Annotated in this window: 16 protein-coding genes; 1 reads left to right on the top strand and 15 read right to left on the bottom strand. The window is 29.2% G+C overall.

Annotation, left to right across the window (positions count from 1 at the left end; genetic code table 11):
• Positions 1-40: 40 nt before the first annotated feature.
• The 4 genes from codY to I4V51_RS13310 form a co-directional block, all read right to left on the bottom strand.
• Positions 41-817, bottom strand: a complete 777-nt coding sequence (gene codY / locus I4V51_RS13325) for a GTP-sensing pleiotropic transcriptional regulator CodY (RefSeq protein ID WP_195988922.1) — start codon at positions 815-817, stop codon at positions 41-43.
• 156 nt (positions 818-973) lie between these two features.
• On the bottom strand, positions 974-3,073 hold the full coding sequence (topA, locus tag I4V51_RS13320) for a type I DNA topoisomerase (RefSeq protein ID WP_195988921.1): 2,100 nt from the start codon (positions 3,071-3,073) through the stop codon (positions 974-976).
• A 48-nt stretch (positions 3,074-3,121) separates the two neighbouring features.
• On the bottom strand, positions 3,122-4,174 hold the full coding sequence (gene dprA / locus I4V51_RS13315; RefSeq protein ID WP_195988920.1) for a DNA-processing protein DprA: 1,053 nt from the start codon (positions 4,172-4,174) through the stop codon (positions 3,122-3,124).
• A gap of 15 nt (positions 4,175-4,189) precedes the next feature.
• Positions 4,190-5,713 carry a YifB family Mg chelatase-like AAA ATPase gene (locus I4V51_RS13310; RefSeq protein WP_195988919.1) on the bottom strand — a complete coding sequence of 508 codons (1,524 nt, stop codon included), beginning with the start codon at positions 5,711-5,713 and terminating at the stop codon, positions 4,190-4,192.
• 123 nt (positions 5,714-5,836) lie between these two features.
• Here I4V51_RS13310 and I4V51_RS13305 point away from each other — a divergent pair, with 123 nt between their 5' ends.
• Complete coding sequence (locus I4V51_RS13305; protein ID WP_195988918.1) at positions 5,837-6,208, top strand: YraN family protein; 372 nt, start codon at positions 5,837-5,839, stop codon at positions 6,206-6,208.
• A gap of 44 nt (positions 6,209-6,252) precedes the next feature.
• Here I4V51_RS13305 and I4V51_RS13300 read toward each other — a convergent pair whose 3' ends face one another.
• From I4V51_RS13300 to smc, 11 genes are all read right to left on the bottom strand, one after another.
• Positions 6,253-7,074, bottom strand: coding sequence for a ribonuclease HII (locus tag I4V51_RS13300; RefSeq protein WP_195988917.1), 822 nt, complete (start codon positions 7,072-7,074; stop codon positions 6,253-6,255).
• On the bottom strand, positions 7,074-8,027 hold the full coding sequence (gene ylqF, locus I4V51_RS13295; RefSeq protein WP_195988916.1) for a ribosome biogenesis GTPase YlqF: 954 nt from the start codon (positions 8,025-8,027) through the stop codon (positions 7,074-7,076). The genes I4V51_RS13300 and ylqF overlap by 1 nt, the downstream gene beginning before the upstream one ends.
• 259 nt (positions 8,028-8,286) lie before the next feature.
• Positions 8,287-8,637, bottom strand: a complete 351-nt coding sequence (gene rplS, locus I4V51_RS13290) for a 50S ribosomal protein L19 (protein ID WP_195988915.1) — start codon at positions 8,635-8,637, stop codon at positions 8,287-8,289.
• 113 nt (positions 8,638-8,750) lie between these two features.
• A complete protein-coding gene (gene trmD, locus I4V51_RS13285) occupies positions 8,751-9,464 on the bottom strand; it encodes a tRNA (guanosine(37)-N1)-methyltransferase TrmD (RefSeq protein WP_195988914.1) in 714 nt (237 codons plus the stop codon).
• Positions 9,454-9,951 (bottom strand): ribosome maturation factor RimM, encoded by a 498-nt coding sequence (gene rimM, locus I4V51_RS13280; RefSeq protein ID WP_195988913.1) that lies wholly within the window; start codon positions 9,949-9,951, stop codon positions 9,454-9,456. The genes trmD and rimM overlap by 11 nt, the downstream gene beginning before the upstream one ends.
• A 156-nt stretch (positions 9,952-10,107) precedes the next feature.
• Positions 10,108-10,347: a KH domain-containing protein gene (locus I4V51_RS13275; RefSeq protein ID WP_195988923.1), complete on the bottom strand. Its 240-nt coding sequence runs from the start codon at positions 10,345-10,347 to the stop codon at positions 10,108-10,110.
• Positions 10,348-10,409: 62 nt separating this feature from the next.
• Positions 10,410-10,655: a 30S ribosomal protein S16 gene (gene rpsP, locus I4V51_RS13270; RefSeq protein ID WP_042396852.1), complete on the bottom strand. Its 246-nt coding sequence runs from the start codon at positions 10,653-10,655 to the stop codon at positions 10,410-10,412.
• A 41-nt stretch (positions 10,656-10,696) separates the two neighbouring features.
• Positions 10,697-12,046 (bottom strand): signal recognition particle protein, encoded by a 1,350-nt coding sequence (ffh, locus tag I4V51_RS13265; RefSeq protein WP_195988912.1) that lies wholly within the window; start codon positions 12,044-12,046, stop codon positions 10,697-10,699.
• 16 nt (positions 12,047-12,062) lie between these two features.
• Positions 12,063-12,392 (bottom strand): putative DNA-binding protein, encoded by a 330-nt coding sequence (locus tag I4V51_RS13260; protein ID WP_195988911.1) that lies wholly within the window; start codon positions 12,390-12,392, stop codon positions 12,063-12,065.
• Between the two features lie 329 nt (positions 12,393-12,721).
• The gene (gene ftsY, locus I4V51_RS13255) at positions 12,722-13,636 is read right to left on the bottom strand and encodes a signal recognition particle-docking protein FtsY (RefSeq protein WP_195988910.1); all 915 of its coding nucleotides are present in this window, start codon (positions 13,634-13,636) and stop codon (positions 12,722-12,724) included.
• Between the two features lie 12 nt (positions 13,637-13,648).
• The gene (gene smc / locus I4V51_RS13250; RefSeq protein ID WP_195988909.1) at positions 13,649-17,206 is read right to left on the bottom strand and encodes a chromosome segregation protein SMC; all 3,558 of its coding nucleotides are present in this window, start codon (positions 17,204-17,206) and stop codon (positions 13,649-13,651) included.
• Positions 17,207-17,458 lie beyond the last annotated feature (252 nt).

The following is a 17,458-nucleotide window of genomic DNA, read 5'->3' as shown; positions in this document are numbered from 1 at the left end:
ATTATATAAAAATAAGCTATACTTCTGTATAGCTTATTTTTTATCGTATTTTCTTTAATTCTTCTACTAATTTTTCATTTAAAATTTTAATATGAGTTCCTTTCATCCCTAAAGATCTTGACTCAATTACACCGGCACTTTCAAACTTTCTTAATGCATTTACAATAACACTTCTTGTTATTCCTACTTTATCTGCAATCTTAGATGCAACTAATAATCCTTCATTACCTTCTAATTCGTTAAATATATGCTCTACAGCTTCTAATTCAGAATAAGATAAAGTTCCAATAGCTAATTGAACAACAGCTTTCTTTCTTGCTTCCTCTTCTAGTTCAAATTGCTTAGCTCTTAACATTTCCATTCCAACTATAGTTGTACTATGTTCTGCTAAAACTAAATCTTCATCTGTAAATTCTTCACCGAATCTTGCTAAAAGCAATGTTCCCATTCTTTCACGATTACCTACTATAGGCACTATTGTAGTTATCTTATTAGAAACTTCACAAGTTCCTTCACCCTTAAATACACAATTACCATTACTTTTAGAGTTTGCTAAAGTTTCTGAAATCTTTAGTAGACTTTCATTATAACCTAATGGGAATCTACCTTCTTCTAAAACATACTTTTTCATTATTCCACATTCAAAATCCGTTGAAAAAGTATGTCCTAAAACTTTTCCTTTTCTACTAATTATATATACGTTACATTCTAATACTTCACTTAAAAGTTTGCATATATCGTCGAATACTACTGGGTCTGCACCACCCTTTTGTAAAATCTTATTTAATCTTCTAGTTTTATTTAATAATGATGACAATTGAATACTCCCCCCATCATAAGCCTTATCACTAAATTGTTAATTTTCAAAATTCTCAAAATTTTAAGATATCACTTCTAATCTTATACTATCATATAAGATTTTTTTTTACAACAATTTTTACATTCTTTCGACAAGGTATGATTCGGATATATTCTACTTATCGTCTTTTTTTTCAGTATCATCCTCTAACGGCATTGTATTTCCACACTCAGTATTTGAGCATATAGCATATTTACCTTTAGTCTTTGAATATTTAATAGTCATATAACTACCACATTTTGAACATGGTTCCTTTATTGGCTCATTCCAACTTACAAAGTCACAATTTGGATAATTAGAACATCCAAAGAACTTCTTACCTTTTTTACTTCTCTTAGCTAATATCTTTCCACCACATTTTGGACAAGGAACATCTAGTTCTTCAACAATAGGCTTAGCATTATGACATTCTGGATATCCAGGACATGCTAAGAATGTGCCATATCTTCCACGCTTTATAACCATCATTCTTCCACATTTATCACATGGAACATCACTAACTTTATCTTCAATTACTACTTTTGAAATTTCTTTTTCCGCTTTATCAATAGCTATCTTAAGAGGCGCAAAGAATTCTCCTACTACAGCCTTCCACTCTTCACTACCTTCTTCGATATAATCAAGCTTTCTTTCCATATCAGCTGTAAAATCTACATCAACTATTTGTTTAAAATAATCTGACATTATATTATTTACTATAAATCCTAATTCTGTTGGAACTAAATTTTTCTTTTCTCTTACTACGTATTCTCTACTTAAGATTGTAGAAATAGTAGGAACATAAGTACTTGGTCTACCTATTCCTTTTTCCTCAAGTAACTTTACAAAAGATGCTTCTGTATATCTTGCTGGCGGTTGTGTAAAGTGCTGTTTACCTTCTACTGATGTTGGTGATAATACTTCACCCTCTTCTAATACTGGTAATGTTACATCATTATCATCATCTTCTGTTGTATAATCATATATCTTCATAAATCCATCAAATTTAATAGTTGATCCTGATGCTTTAAATGAATATGCACCATTTACTATATTAATACTATTAGTATTTAATGAACATGATGCCATTTGGCTTGCAATAAATCTCTTCCATATTAGACTATATAATTTATATTGTTCAGATGATAAACTTGCCTTTGCTATTTCTGGCGTTATTTCTACATGAGAAGGTCTTATAGCTTCATGAGCATCTTGAATATTTTTTTTACTTTTGTAAACTCTAGCTTTTTCAGGAAGATACTCATTTCCATAGTTTTCTTTTATAAAGTCAACCGCTTTACTTTGAGCTTCTTCTGAAATTCTTACAGAGTCAGTTCTCATATAAGTTATTAAACCTACTGTTCCATACCCTTTTACATCAATACCTTCATAAAGAGCTTGTGCTATAGACATAGTTCTTTTAGTCATAAAGTTAAGCTTCTTAGAAGCTTCTTGTTGCAGTGTACTTGTTGTAAATGGTGGTAGTGGATTTTTTAATCTATTTCCCTTTTTCACCTTATCTATTCTGTAATCATTTTCTTCTAAATCTCTTATTATTTTATTTGCTTCTTCTTCATTATTTATTTCTATTTTTTTATTTTCAAATTTTGTTAACTTTATTGGGAACTTTTTTCTTTCCTTCTTTAAAATACAATCTACTGTCCAATATTCTTTTGGTTCAAAAGCTTTTATTTCTTCTTCTTTATCGCAAATAAGCTTTAATGCAGCTGATTGAACTCTACCAGCACTTAATCCCCATTTAACATTTTTCCACAGTATAGGACTTATTTCATAACCAACAAGTCTATCTAATACTCTTCTTGCTTGTTGCGCATCAACTAAATTTAAATTTATCTTTCTTGCTTCTTTTATAGATTCCTTTACAGCACCTTTTGTTATTTCATTAAATACAATTCTACATGTATCATCTTCTGAAATCTTTAATATATTAGCTAAATGCCAAGATATAGCTTCACCCTCTCTATCGGGGTCGGTTGCAAGATAAATTTTATCTGCTTTTTTAGCCGCTTTTTTTAATTTAGTTATTAATTCACCTTTTCCTCTAATAGTTATATATTTTGGATTAAAATTATCTTCTATATCAACGCCTAATTTACTTTTAGGCAAATCTCTAACATGCCCCATTGAAGCTTCAACTGTATAATTCTTACCTAAATATTTACTAATTGTCTTTGCTTTTGCAGGTGACTCTACAATTACAAGATTCTGACCCATACCATCAACTCCTATTTATCTCTTAGGAGCTTTTACCCCCCTAAAACTCTAACTAATCTTTACGTAATAATTGCCTGGCAGGCAAATAATTTCATTTTCATTTTGCATTTCAAATAATAACTCAAATAAAGCTATCCTGTCAATATTTAGACTTCCAATTATTTTATCTATATGTATAGGTTCCTTTCCTATTACATCCAATAAACATTTTTTAATACTATTTTTAGCATTATTTTTACCTTCTTTTTTAATTACATTAAGAAATTCATATAAATCTTTTTTTCCTAAAAACGGACGTGCTCCTTGATAAATTAATAAATTACACCCTTTACTAGCTTCATTGAAAATCGGTCCAGGAACAACCATAACATCTTTAGATTGATTTAATGCATAATCAACTGTTATTAATGATCCACTTCTACTAGATGCTTCTATAACAATTACACCATTACTTAATGCACTTATTATTCTATTTCTTCGTGGAAAATTATAAGGTAGTGGCTTAGTTCCTGGTAAAAATTCTGATATTAATAATCCATGTTCAGAAATTCTATCATATAAATTTTTATTAAATCTTGGATATACAACATCTATACCACAACCTAAAACGCCTATAGTTTTTCCACCTCTAAACAAAATTTCTCTATGCGCAATTGAGTCTATTCCTGCTGCTACACCACTTACAACTCCATATGAAATATTATATAATTCTGAAACTATAAATTTAGTAACCTGCTCTCCATAATTAGTATTTTTTCGAGAGCCAACAATTGCAACCATATTATAATTTAATAGTGTTATATCTCCCTTATAAAATATAACATATGGCGGATTTGCAATATTTTTTAATCCTTCAGGATATAAACTAGATGAATATGTTACATACTTTATGTTATTTTTAAATAAATATTCCTCTAATTTTTCTTCTTCTTTATTATTATTTTTTATTTTCGTTAAAAAGTTTTTATGCAATAATTTTTCTTTAATTATATTATCAATATTATTATAAATATTTTCTTCATTATTATACTTTTCTATTAATTTTATCTTAGCATAATCAGATAATCCTAATGTTATAAGCCAGGTTTTATATTTATCCATATTTAAAATTCCTCTCTATATTATTTCTCCGAAAATATTTTTTCTAAAGCCTATAGCCTCAATAATATGGTAATCCATTATTTCAACACTACAATCCAAATCGGCTATAGTCCTAGCTACCTTTATTATTTTTGTATATCCCCTAAGTGTTATGTCATACTTGCGATAATACTCTTCTAAAACTTTTTTTGCATTTCTACTAATATTACACAAATTTAAAACATCTTTACCTATAATCTCTGAATTATATCTATATTTTGTTCCTTTAAATCGTTCTTTTTGAATTTCTCTAGCCAAAATTACATTATGTCGCATATTGTCAGAATTAATTTTATCTTTTTTTGCATCTATTTCATTCAACTTTATTCTCGGAACAAAATTTAATATATCAATTCTATCCAAAAGTGCTCTTGACATTTTATTTATATATCTCTTTTTCTCTAACTCACTACATGTGCACATTACTCCAGAATCATGATCAAGTAGCTTCCCACAAGGACATGGATTAAATGTACCTACAAGTATAAAATTACTTGGTAATGTATAGTTTTCCTTAACTCTTGAAATATTTATAACCTTTTCTTCTAATGGCTGCCTTAAAAGTTCTAATACTTCCTTTTTAAATTCTAATATTTCATCTAAAAATAAAACTCCATTATGTGCTAATGTTATCTCTCCAGCCTTTATATCCTTACCTCCTCCAATTAACGCTGTTTTAGTTATAGTATTATGTGGAGCTCTAAATGGTCTTGATATATCATATCCTTCATTCCACATTCCTGATATGCTATATATTTTTGCTACTTCTTGCTGCTCTTCTATAGTCATAGGAGGCATAATTGATGGTAATGCCTTTGCTAGCATTGTTTTTCCCGAACCTGGCGATCCAAATAGCATTATATTATGGTTACCTGCTGCTACAATTTCCATTGCCTTTTTAGATGTATATTGCCCCATTATATCTTCAAATCTATTTATAAAAACCTCTTTAATCTTTTTCTTTTCCCCACCGTTATAGGGAAGTAAATCTTGATTTTGTATATATGATATTACTTGATTTAAAGTCTTAAAGGGAAAAAAGTTTCCTAATACAAAACTTCTCATTTCTTTCAAGTTCTCAAGTGGAAAAATAAAATTTCTTTTTTTATTACTATCACCTTCAAAAATAATCGGCACTGCACCTTTAACGCCTTTTAACTCACCATTTAAAGAAAGCTCTCCAAAAACAATATAATCCTCTAATGATTTTTCTTGAATTTGTCCTGATACCATTAATATTCCCAAGGCTATTGGTAAATCTAAAAGACTACCAATTTTTTTCACATCTGCTGGAGCTAAATTTATCGTAATTCTTCCTAACGGAAATTCATATCCACTATTTACAATAGCTAATCTAACTCTCTCTTTAGATTCTTTAATTGACGTATCTGGCAATCCTACAATATTAAAACTAGGAATACCTCTAGTTATATCAACTTCTACATTTATCAATACTCCATCTAACCCTCTATGTGTAGCACTAATTATTTCTAAAGCCATGCTTTATATCAATCCTTCCTTTTCCATATTCACTTTTTTCATTATTGACATGGTTATAATTATTTAACCTTATTTGAATAAAAAAAAATTCAAAGTCTATTATTTATAGATAGAGGTGAAAATATGAAAAAATATAATAAAGCAATTGGAGCCTACGGTGAAACTATTGCTAGTGATTTTCTAACTACTAATGGCTATAAAATATTAGACATGAATTATAGAAATAGATATGGTGAAATAGATATAATTTGCGAAAATGATAATATAATAATTTTTTGTGAAATAAAAAGTAGATATACAAATACCTTTGGAAGTCCAATAGAATCTGTTACCTACAATAAACAAAAACAAATTATAAAATTATCTCAAGTCTATTTATTATACAAAAAATACCAAAACTATAATGTTAGATATGATGTTATTGAAATTATTTTCAATAACAAAAATGCATCCTTTAAATTAAATCATTTAAAAGATGCATTTAGAACCTATTAGTTATATACCTTTTATTTTATCTCTTCCAACTTTTATTATAACTACTAGTTATTAGATAAAATATTGGTTAAAAACGACATTCTATGTATTTCTGTAGGACCATATGCCTTTATTCCTTCAATATGCTTTGAAGTTCCGTAACCAGCATTCTCCTCAAAACCATAGTAAGGATATTTTTCAGCATATTTCTTCATTAAATTATCCCTATATACCTTAGCCACTATTGATGCAGCTGCAATACATGCTGATTTCGTATCACCTTTAATTACAGACTTATTAGGTGTCTTTATCCCCTTAACAGTATATCCATCAGATAAAACTAATTCTGGTTTTATATCTAAACCACTACAAGCCTCTAAGAAAACCTCATTATTACAAACACCAATTCCTCTTGAATCAATTTCATTTGCATCACGAGAAGATATATAATATGCTAATGCTTTTTCTTTAATTACCTCTGATAATTCTTCTCTTTTCTTTTCACTTAATTTTTTAGAGTCATTTATCCACAAAATTAATTCATCATCAATTACATTTAAATCTAAGACTACAGCACATGATACTATAGGACCTGCTAAAGGTCCTCTCCCTACTTCATCTACACCTGCAATAATATTATACTCTCCAAAAGACTTATCAAAATTATACATTACTCTTACTCTTTTAATTTCGTCTTTAATCGTATCTTTAGTTTTTTGAATCTTATCACCTAAACTGTTAATGTTTTTTCTTTTATCACTTTTTAATATATCAATAATGTCAATTAGCGTTGATGAATTAAGTAATTCCTTTACATTTATTTCATCTACCTTTTCTTTAACTTCTTTAAAACTTAACTTGCTAATATCAGTAGTTAATATATCCATTATCTTTTTTCCTTCTTCTTTTCGTTTCTCTTTTCTTTTCTTATTCTTCTTTTTCTTTCTTTTTCCGTTTCTTCCTTCTCTACAACTTCAACTTCCTCAAAAACATCATCAGGACGCTCTAAAGAAATTTTTCCTAGCTTTCCACCTCTAAACTCATCTATAAGCATAACAGCGATTCTATTATAATTAATTTCATTACGAGCCATTATGCAACCTCTTTTTCTAGCAATAGCATCAAGGTTATCTAATGGGTTTTCAAGTATTTCCTCTATTCCAAATCTTTCCATTAATCTATCTGGATAATATTCTTGAAGTCTTTCAACTAGCTTAAGTGCTAATTCTTCTATATCCATAATTTCATCCTTAATGGCACCTGTAAATGCTAAGTTTAAAGCTGTTCTTTCATCTTCAAATTTAGGCCATAATACTCCTGGAGTATCTAACATTTCCATATCAAGAGCTGTCTTTATCCATTGTTTACTCTTAGTAACACCTGCTCTATCCCCAGTTTTAGCAATATTATTTCTTGCCATTTTATTTATGAATGTTGATTTACCGCAGTTAGGAACTCCAACTACCATTACCCTCATCATAAATTTAACTAAGCCCTTAGCTTTAGCTCTATCATGCTTTTCTTTTAATAATTCTAAAAGTGCTGGTTTTATTTGTTGTAATCCTTGACCTTTTAAACAGTTAACTTCTAAAACTTTAACATTTTCATTAGATAATTCATCTATCCAACTTTTAGTAACCTTTGCTTCTGTTAAATCACTTTTATTTAATAATATTATTCTTGGTTTTCCTGAGCAAAGCTTATCTATATCTGGATTTGCAGAACTTCTTGGAATTCTAGCATCTCTAATTTCTATTACAGCATCAACTAGCTTTAAATTATCTTCTATTTCCCTCTTTGTCTTCTTCATATGCCCAGGGAACCAGTTTATTGTAGCCATAATACATCCTCCTTTATGTAAATTGCGAACTAACGTAATTCATAATTAGCAATAGATAATTAAGATTCAAACTGCTATAATAGCTTTTTAAACATATATTTTTAGAAACTTCCTAAGGAGTTTCATCCTTTAATTACCCATTTTCTATTAACCTTTAATATATTACTTCGCAATATATTTTAATTATTATCATATTTATATTATTGCAAACAAAAAGGGACTTAATACTAAGTCCCTTCATATCTTTATTAACTTTTAATTATCTAGTTAATAATTCCTTAACTTTAGCAGCCTTACCTACTCTATCTCTTAAGTAGAATAACTTAGCTCTTCTTACTTTACCTCTTCTTGTAACTTCCATCTTTTCGATGATTGGTGAGTTAACTGGGAAAGTTCTTTCAACTCCAACACCGTAAGCAAGTCTTCTTACTGTGAAAGTTTCTCTTAAACCACCGTTTTGTCTCTTAATAACAGTACCTTCGAACATTTGAATTCTTTCTCTGTTACCTTCTTTAACTTTAACGTGTAATTTAACGTTATCCCCAACATTGAAGTTTGGTAAGTCATTTCTCATTTGTTCTGCTTCTATAGCTCTTAATATTTCGTTCATCGTGCATTCCCTCCTAAATTGATAATTGACGCTCTTAACAAATACTTTGACAGCGGAACGCCCGTACTAGCACAAAATTTATTGTAACATAAGTTTTTTTATATTTCAAGTTATTATTTTTTGCTATTTAATAATTTTTTGTCCTCTTTTGTCAGTATTATATCCTTATATAAATCTGGTCTTCTTTCCCTTGTAACTTCAAGTGATTGTAACCTTCTCCATTTTCTTATATTCTCATGATGTCCTGATAATAATACTGCAGGCACGCTTTCTCCCTCAAAAATTTCAGGCCTAGTATATTGTGGATATTCTAATAAACCATCAGAAAAAGACTCATCTTCGTGACTTTCAGACTTATTTAATACCCCTGGTACTAACCTTAAAATAGAATCAATAACAGGTATTGCTGCCATTTCTCCACCAGTTAATACAAAATCACCTAAGGAAATTTCCATATCAACCTCCTTAAAAGCTCTTTCATCTATTCCTTCATAATGTCCACAAAGAAAAATAAGATTTTCTTCTTTAGATAACTCTGTTGCCAATTCTTGATTAAAGGTTTTTCCCTTTGGTCCTAAGAAAATTACCTTACCTTTATTATTTTCTCTACAAGCTCTTATAGAGTCTACTACAGGTTGAGCCGCCATTACCATTCCAGCTCCACCTCCATAAGGATAATCATCAACTTTCTTATGCTTATTCAATGTATAATCTCTTATATTTAAAGTATCAATTGAAATTAACCCTTTTTCTTGAGCCTTTCCTATTATACTATGATTAAAAATATTAAACATCTCAGGGAATAGAGTTAGAATACTAATCTTCATCCATCCATTCTCCTACTGGTCTTATTGTAATTTTTCTCTCATCTATATTAATATCCACTACTATTCTTTTTAATACAGGTATTAATATTTCCTTAGGTTTTCTTATCCAATATACATCGTTATTTTTAGTTTGAATAACATCATAAATCTTACCGATTTCTTTTCCTTCAGTATCAAATACAGTACATTCTCTTAGATCAGCTAAGAAATAGCAATCTTCTTCAAGCTCAACTGCATTTTTTCTTTCTACTTCCATAAATTTTTCTTTAAGTCTTTCTGCATCTTCTATTTTATCTACCCCTTCAAGTTTAACTATAACTCTATCCTTTTGATATTTACAATTCTCTATGTTAACTTCTTTACCATCAATTAAAACATACTCTAAATCATCAAATCTTCTTACATCATCAGTTAATGCAATAACCTTAACTTCACCTTTTAAACCATGAGTATTTACTATTTTACCTACTTTTAAATTATTACTCACAAACTTCACCTCTTATGTTAGTTTAATTTTTTTCCTATATTATTTATATCAAACTTTTTATATTTTAGCAAAATTATTTATTTTACCCCTGGGGTGCCTCAGAGGCACCCCAGGGGCATGCTATATTTGTCGAATAAAAAAAGAGTTAGGAAACTCCTAACTCTTTACATCGATAATTTCAACTACTACTTTTTGATTTTCGTTTAGTGCTGCGGCTTTTACCACGGTTCTAATAGCTTTCGCTACTCTACCTTGCTTACCGATTACCTTACCCATATCTTCAGGAGCAACCCTTAACTCAAGAATTAAGTCTTGCTCTCCTTGAACTTCATTTACATGAACTTCATTTGGATTATCCACTAGGGATTTAGCAATTATTTCAACTAAATCTTTCATAAGAGTCTGCAAATACTATGTACTAAATTGTAATGTATTTTGCAGAGTTCACCTCCCAAAAATTACTTGTTAAGTCCTACTGTGTTGAATAGTCTCTTAACTACGTCTGTAGGTTGTGCACCATTGTTAATCCACTTTGTAGCTTTTTCTTCATCGATTTTGATTTCAGCTGGTTCAGTTATTGGATTGTAGTACCCGATTTCTTCGATGAATCTTCCATCTCTTGGGCTTCTAGAATCAGCAACAACAACTCTGTAGAAAGGAGCTTTCTTAGCACCCATTCTTCTTAATCTGATTTTTACTGCCATTAATTTCACCTCCTTTAAAGGGTTATGTTATATATAAACTCTTAAAAAGGTAATTTACCAAATAAACCTTTCTTGGACTTTTTAGTCAATGATTTCATCTGCTTCATTTGCTTTCTCATCATATCATGTCCTTTTATGAGTTTGTTAACTTCTTGTAATGATGTTCCAGAACCCATAGCTATTCTCTTCTTTCTTGAAGAAGACCCAACTATCAGTTTTGGATTTTTTCTTTCCTTAGGAGTCATTGAATGAATGATTGCTTTTACTCTAGCTAATTGTTTTTCACCAGCATCAAAGTCAATATCCTTCATCTCCTTAGGTACTCCTGGTATCATCTCCATGATTTTACTTAATGATCCTAACTTTTTCATTTGCTCCATAGCTGTTAAGTAATCATCGTAAGTAAAGTCATTTTCCATCATCTTTTGACCTAACTCTTTAGCTTCTTTTTCATCAATTGCTTCTTGAGCCTTTTCGATTAATGAAAGTACATCTCCCATTCCAAGAATTCTACTAGACATTCTATCTGGATGAAATACTTCAAAATCATTCATCTTTTCCCCAACACCAATAAATTTAATTGGCTTTTGAGTCATATGTCTAATTGATAAAGCAGCTCCACCTCTTGTATCTCCATCAAGTTTTGTTAATATAACTCCCGAGATATCGAGTGCTTCATTAAAGGTTTCTGCAACATTTACAGCATCTTGTCCTGTCATTGAGTCAACAACAAGTAAGATTTCTGAAGGATTAACTTCAGCCTTTACATCTTTAAGTTCAGTCATTAGCTCTTCATCTATATGAAGTCTACCAGCTGTATCTATAATTACAACATTATTTCCGTTTTCCCTACCGTATTTTATACCTTCTTTGGCAATTTGTACAGGGCTAATTTTATCACCCATTTGGAAAACTGGAATGTCAATTTGCTTTCCTACAACCTCTAATTGTTTAATTGCTGCTGGTCTATATATATCACAAGCAACTAATAAAGGTTTTTTATTTTTATCTTTTCTTAATTGTAGTGCAAGTTTCCCAGCCATTGTGGTTTTACCAGCTCCTTGAAGTCCAACTAACATAATAACAGTTGGTCCAACACTAGAGAAGTTGATTTTACTTTCACTACCTCCCATAAGATCTGTAAGCTCATCATTAACAATCTTGATGACTTGCTGAGCAGGTGTTAAGCTTTCTAAAACTTCACTACCAACACATTTTTCACTAACATTTTTAACAAAAGTTTTTACAACCTTGAAGTTAACGTCAGCTTCTAATAACGCAAGCTTTACTTCTCTCATGGCTTCTTTAATATCTTTTTCGCCTAATTTACCTTTGCCTCTAAGTTTCTTAAACGTTTCTTGTAACTTATCAGCTAAACCTTCAAAAGCCATGTTAACCCTCCTATGCCTATAAATTTTCTAGATTTTCTTTATAATTTATGTAGTCCTCATCACTTAAAGAATATTTACTATTAATATTATCCAAAATATCAACAATCTTTTTTTCTTTTTCTAAAGACTTTTCAAGTAAATTTAATTTACTTTCATAGGCTAGAAATTGTTTGTAGCATCTTTTTATAAGGTCATGAATCGCTTGACGACTCGTATTGTTTAATTCAGCAATCTCAGCTAAGGATAAATCCTCATTGTAATATAGCTCCATGATACTTTTTTGTTTTTCCGTAAGTAATGGACCATAACAATCCATTAGTAAGGAAATCTCAACTCTATCTTCCATGCATATCACCTTACCCACATATGAGATTCTAACAGAATAATTATTAGGTGTCAAGTATTTTTACTTAACACTTTAAAATTATTTTTTAACCCTTAAAAGCAGGCACAAAACCATTACTATTCCTATGAAATTTTAATATACCCCTTAGGTACCTATAGTTATTTTAATTACTAATTTAAATTTTAGCAACAAATTTTTTCACTTAAAAATTAAAAGAGAAGAGATAATAGTTATTAAATTAATATTTAAATAAAAACACTTTATAAAAGCTTATTTATAGAAGTTTATTCTTTAACTACCTATATAACCTATTATCCTTCACTTATTATCTAAAATAATGCTTCTACAAAACTTTCTGCATCGAATTCTTGCAAATCATCAATACCTTCACCAACACCTATATATCTAACAGGTATTTTTAAAGTATTCTTAATAGAAATAACAACTCCACCTTTAGCAGTTCCATCAAGTTTAGTTAAAACTATACCATCAATAGGACATACTTCCATGAATTGCTTAGCTTGAATTACTGCATTTTGTCCAGTAGTTCCATCTAACACTAATAAAGTTTGTTTATTAGCCCCTGCAAGTTCTCTATCTATTACTCTATTAATTTTACCTAACTCATCCATTAAGTTCTTCTTATTGTGTAATCTTCCTGCTGTATCACAGATAAGCAAATCTACACCTCTTGATTTAGAAGCATTAATTGCATCAAATACAACTGCTGCCGGATCTGATCCCTCTTCATGCTTAACGATATCAACCTTTGCTCTTTCACTCCAAACAACTAATTGATCTATTGCTCCTGCTCTAAATGTATCAGCTGCAGCTAGTAAAACCTTTTTACCTTTTTCTTTATTCATTGCTGCTAATTTACCTATACTAGTAGTCTTACCAACACCATTTACACCTATTACTAAAATTACTTCTTTACCGCTTTTTTCTTCATAAGCTTCTTCATTACCATCACTCATCATTTCAGCAATTACGCTTTTTAAAGCTGGTCTTACTAATTCAACATCATTAATTTTTTCTTTTCTAATTTTATCTTTCAATCTTTCGATTATTTCCATAGTAGTATCCATACCTATGTCTGCCATAATAAGTATTTCTTCTAACTCTTCATATAAATCATCATCAATTGTCACCGCTAAATTTAAAGCCTCATTTATTTTATCAGTTAATGCATTTCTTGTTTTTGTTAATCCATTTTTAAGATTATTAAATAATTTACCAAACATTATTACTACCTCCTAATTCTCCGACAAGTCTACTGATACTACTTTAGATATTCCCTTTTCTTCCATGGTTATACCATACATCACATCACTTGCTTCCATTGTTCCTTTTCTATGTGTTATAACTATAAATTGAATATTTTCAGAGAAAGCCTTTAAGAACTCTGCATATCTATAAACATTAGCATCATCTAAAGCTGCTTCTATTTCATCAAGTATACAGAATGGAGTTGGCTTCATTTTTAATATTGCAAATAATAAAGCAATTGCAGATAAAACTTTCTCTCCCCCTGACATTAAGTTTATATTTTGAAGCTTTTTACCTGGTGGTTCAACATTTATTATTATATTAGAATTTAAGACATCTTCGCCACCTAAAATAAGTTCTGCATTACCACCTTTAAATAACTCTCTAAAGGTTTCTCCGAAATTTTCATTTAATACCTTAAAGTTTTCTTTAAATAATTCCTGCATTTGAATAGTCATTTCATTTATAACTTCTATAAGTTCTTCTTTTGCCTTTTGCAAGTCTAACTCTTGTGATGACATAAATTCATACTTTTCACACACTTCGTCATATTCTACTATAGCAGATAAGTTAACTGTTCCTAAAGATGCTATCTTTGATTTTAATACAGAAATTTCATCTTTTAATTCATTTATATTTTCAACTTCAACAGCTATTTCCTTTGCTTCTGCAAGAGTTAAATTCAATTCTCTATTTAATCTATTATAAAGGCTTTCTTGTTCACTTTCTATTTTTGCATTTTGTATAGCCCTTTTATTCAGTTCATTTTCTTCAACTCTTATTAATTCAATTATTTCATTAGTTACACTTTCTTTAGCCTTATGGCTTTCTTTAAGTTCAACTTTAATAACTTCATCTTCTCTAAAAGAATTTTCAAGTTCTAATACTCTCTCTTCTATTTCCCTTAATATGTTATCTTTACTTTTAACATTTTCTGATAAAGAGTTTATATTATTATTCTTACTTGAAATTTCATTTTGTAAATGACTTATTTTATTTTCTTTTTCTCTTATCTCTAAATTCTTAGAAGATAACTGCATTTTTTGACCTTGAAGATTTTCCTCTAATGTAGCACTATTAACCTTTAAATTTACTAACTTTTCTTTTAAAGAATCTCTTTCTTTATTATTATTTACAAGTTCTTCTTCAATTAACTTAACTTTTTCTTTTCTTTCTATACTTCTAGCATCTAATTTGCTAAGCTCTTCTTTTTTACTTTTCAACTTATCAAATACGGTTTTAATTATATTATTATTCTCTTCTTTTTGTCTCTTAGAGTTTTCAATACTTTTACTTAGTTTATCTCCATCACTTATAAGATTTTTTATTTCACCTTCTAATACTGTTAACTCTATATTTTTACCATGAATTTCTTCCCTTTTATTTAATACCTCTTCATCTAACTGTTTAATCTTTAGCTTTATTTCATTAAACCTTGAAACTTCATTATTATACTCTTCTTTTAGCTTTAATATATTTTGAGCTAATTCTTCAATTTCTCTTTTTCTCCCTAAAAGATTAGCATTTCTACCTTGAATACTTCCTCCAGTTAAAGCCCCTCCTGGGTTAATTACCTCACCAGTTAAAGTTACTATTTTATAATTATGTCTACCAAGCTTAGATATATTAAGTGCACAATCCATATCTTCAGCAATTATTGTTCTACCTAAATTATATTCTATTACACCTTTATATCTTACGTCATACTTTAAAATCTCTGATGCAATTCCAACATATCCTTTTGCATTTTTAATGTCATTAGGAACATCTAATTTTTTACCTCTAATAATATTTAAAGGTAAAAATGTAGCTCTACCTAATCCTCTGTTTTTTAGATATGAAATTAAATTTTTAGCATCATTATCATTTATTGTTATTACATTAGATATTGACCCTCCTAAAGCTATTTCGACAGCAACTTCATATTTCTTTTCAACTTCAAAAATTTCACCAAGTACTTTTATATCCTTTATTCCTTGTACTCTTCCCTTTTCAACATGCTCCATTAAATTTTTAACAGTTCTATTATACCCTTCATAATGCTTTTCTAAATTTTCTAAAGTATTATGTGTAGCTTCAGATTCATTTATCTTTTTTGATAACATTTTAAGTTTATTATCTTGATTATTTAAAAGAGAATGTGTTTTAGATAACTCTTTTCTTATAGAAATAACTTCTTCTTCTAACTTAGAAATACTCTCTTTCGTATGTATAAGTTTTAACTTAACTTCATCTATAGTTCCTATGTTAATAGCTAGATTTCCTTCTAAGGTAACTATTGATTTATCCAAAGATTCTTGTATATCACTTTTATCTTTTATTTCTTTCTCTAAAGATTGAATACTATTGTTAATATCAGAGTTTCTAGATATAATTTCAAACTCATTGTTCTTCAAAACGTTAAGTTCTTTTTCTATTTTATTAATTTTTACACTTATTTCATCAATTAATCTCTCTACATTTCTAATCTCTGATACTTTTTCATTATTCTCTTTACTTTTTTCATTTAAAGCTTCTTCTAAAGCCTTCTTTTCTAGAGTAATCTTTTCCAAATTCTCTTTTAAAGCTTTTATTTCATTTTCTTCTTTGTCTATTAAAGACTTGAAATTATTAATTCTTTCTTTAAAAAGCTCAATATCTCTTATATGATTTGTAGCTTCTTCCTTTTTTCTATAATACTCTTCTTTTTCTAATTTGTTTTTCTTTTCTATGTTTTCTATGTTTGTTTGTAATTCATCAAGCTCATTCTTATGAATTTTAAGTTTTTCCCTTTTTTCATCTATTGACTCTTGTCTTTTTTCAATATCTTTTGATAAAACTTCTATATCATTTAAAACTCTATCAATATGATTTACTAGAATAGAAACTTCTTTAATATTTAACTCCTCTGCTAGCGCTTTATATTTCTCTGCTTTTTCCTTTTCTATTCTTAATGGTTCTAATCTTTCTTCATAAGTTGCTATTATATCCCTAATTCTAACTAAATTACTATCAGTATTATCAAGTCTCTTTTCAGCCTCTTCTTTTCTAGACTTATATTTAACAATTCCAGCAGCCTCTTCTAATAAAGCTCTTCTTTCCTCTGGTTTACCGCTTAATATTGCATCTATTTTACCTTGTCCAATTATCGAATATCCTTCCTTACCTATACCAGTATCCATAAATAATTCAGTAATATCCTTTAATCTACACTTTTGATTATTAATTAAATACTCTGTCTCACCAGATCTAAATATTCTTCTAGTTACAGTTACTTCATTATAATCTGTTGATAATGTTCCATCTGAGTTATCCAAAGTAAGAGATACTTGTGCAAGGCCTAAAGGCTTTCTAAACTGTGTTCCTGCAAAAATAACATCCTCCATTTTTCCACCTCTAAGACTTTTGACACTTTGTTCCCCAAGAACCCATCTTACAGAATCAGAAACGTTACTTTTTCCACTACCATTAGGGCCAACAACTGCAGTTACTCCCTTTTTAAATCTCAATTCAGTTTTATCTGCAAAAGATTTAAATCCACGTATCTCAAGTGACCTTAAAAACATAAATACACTCCTTATCTTTTTATATAAAAGCTGGTATTAAACTTAGTATAAATACTATAAGCATAAAAACAGTAATAATATATATCATTTTTTCTCTTGTCTTTGCTTTCATAACAACTCTCACTCCATTCTTTCTCTAGTTTATAGCAAAGCTAAAGAAATATCAATAAAACAATGACAAGATTCAAAGGATCCTAAACAAGAATATTATTCTCTTGTTATATACCCTTTGCCCCTTGCCACCTAAATTTA

It is taken from the genome of Clostridium sp. D53t1_180928_C8 (genome assembly GCF_015667795.1).
Lineage (GTDB): Bacteria > Bacillota > Clostridia > Clostridiales > Clostridiaceae > Clostridium.
This window is presented reverse-complemented; position numbering and strand designations above follow the sequence as displayed.

Coding starts and splice junctions, on each gene's coding strand:
- topA (WP_195988921.1), bottom strand. CDS start 3,073: ATGGGTCAGAATCTTGTAATTGTAGAGTCACCTGCAAAAGCAAAGACA.
- smc (WP_195988909.1), bottom strand. CDS start 17,206: ATGTTTTTAAGGTCACTTGAGATACGTGGATTTAAATCTTTTGCAGAT.
- ylqF (WP_195988916.1), bottom strand. CDS start 8,027: ATGGCTACAATAAACTGGTTCCCTGGGCATATGAAGAAGACAAAGAGG.
- trmD (WP_195988914.1), bottom strand. CDS start 9,464: ATGAAGATTAGTATTCTAACTCTATTCCCTGAGATGTTTAATATTTTT.
- I4V51_RS13310 (WP_195988919.1), bottom strand. CDS start 5,713: ATGGCTTTAGAAATAATTAGTGCTACACATAGAGGGTTAGATGGAGTA.
- rpsP (WP_042396852.1), bottom strand. CDS start 10,655: ATGGCAGTAAAAATCAGATTAAGAAGAATGGGTGCTAAGAAAGCTCCT.
- I4V51_RS13260 (WP_195988911.1), bottom strand. CDS start 12,392: ATGGAAGATAGAGTTGAGATTTCCTTACTAATGGATTGTTATGGTCCA.
- I4V51_RS13300 (WP_195988917.1), bottom strand. CDS start 7,074: ATGGATATATTAACTACTGATATTAGCAAGTTAAGTTTTAAAGAAGTT.
- I4V51_RS13275 (WP_195988923.1), bottom strand. CDS start 10,347: ATGAAAGATTTAGTTGAAATAATTGCTAAATCCCTAGTGGATAATCCA.
- rplS (WP_195988915.1), bottom strand. CDS start 8,637: ATGAACGAAATATTAAGAGCTATAGAAGCAGAACAAATGAGAAATGAC.
- dprA (WP_195988920.1), bottom strand. CDS start 4,174: ATGGATAAATATAAAACCTGGCTTATAACATTAGGATTATCTGATTAT.
- ffh (WP_195988912.1), bottom strand. CDS start 12,046: ATGGCTTTTGAAGGTTTAGCTGATAAGTTACAAGAAACGTTTAAGAAA.
- ftsY (WP_195988910.1), bottom strand. CDS start 13,636: ATGTTTGGTAAATTATTTAATAATCTTAAAAATGGATTAACAAAAACA.
- I4V51_RS13305 (WP_195988918.1), top strand. CDS start 5,837: ATGAAAAAATATAATAAAGCAATTGGAGCCTACGGTGAAACTATTGCT.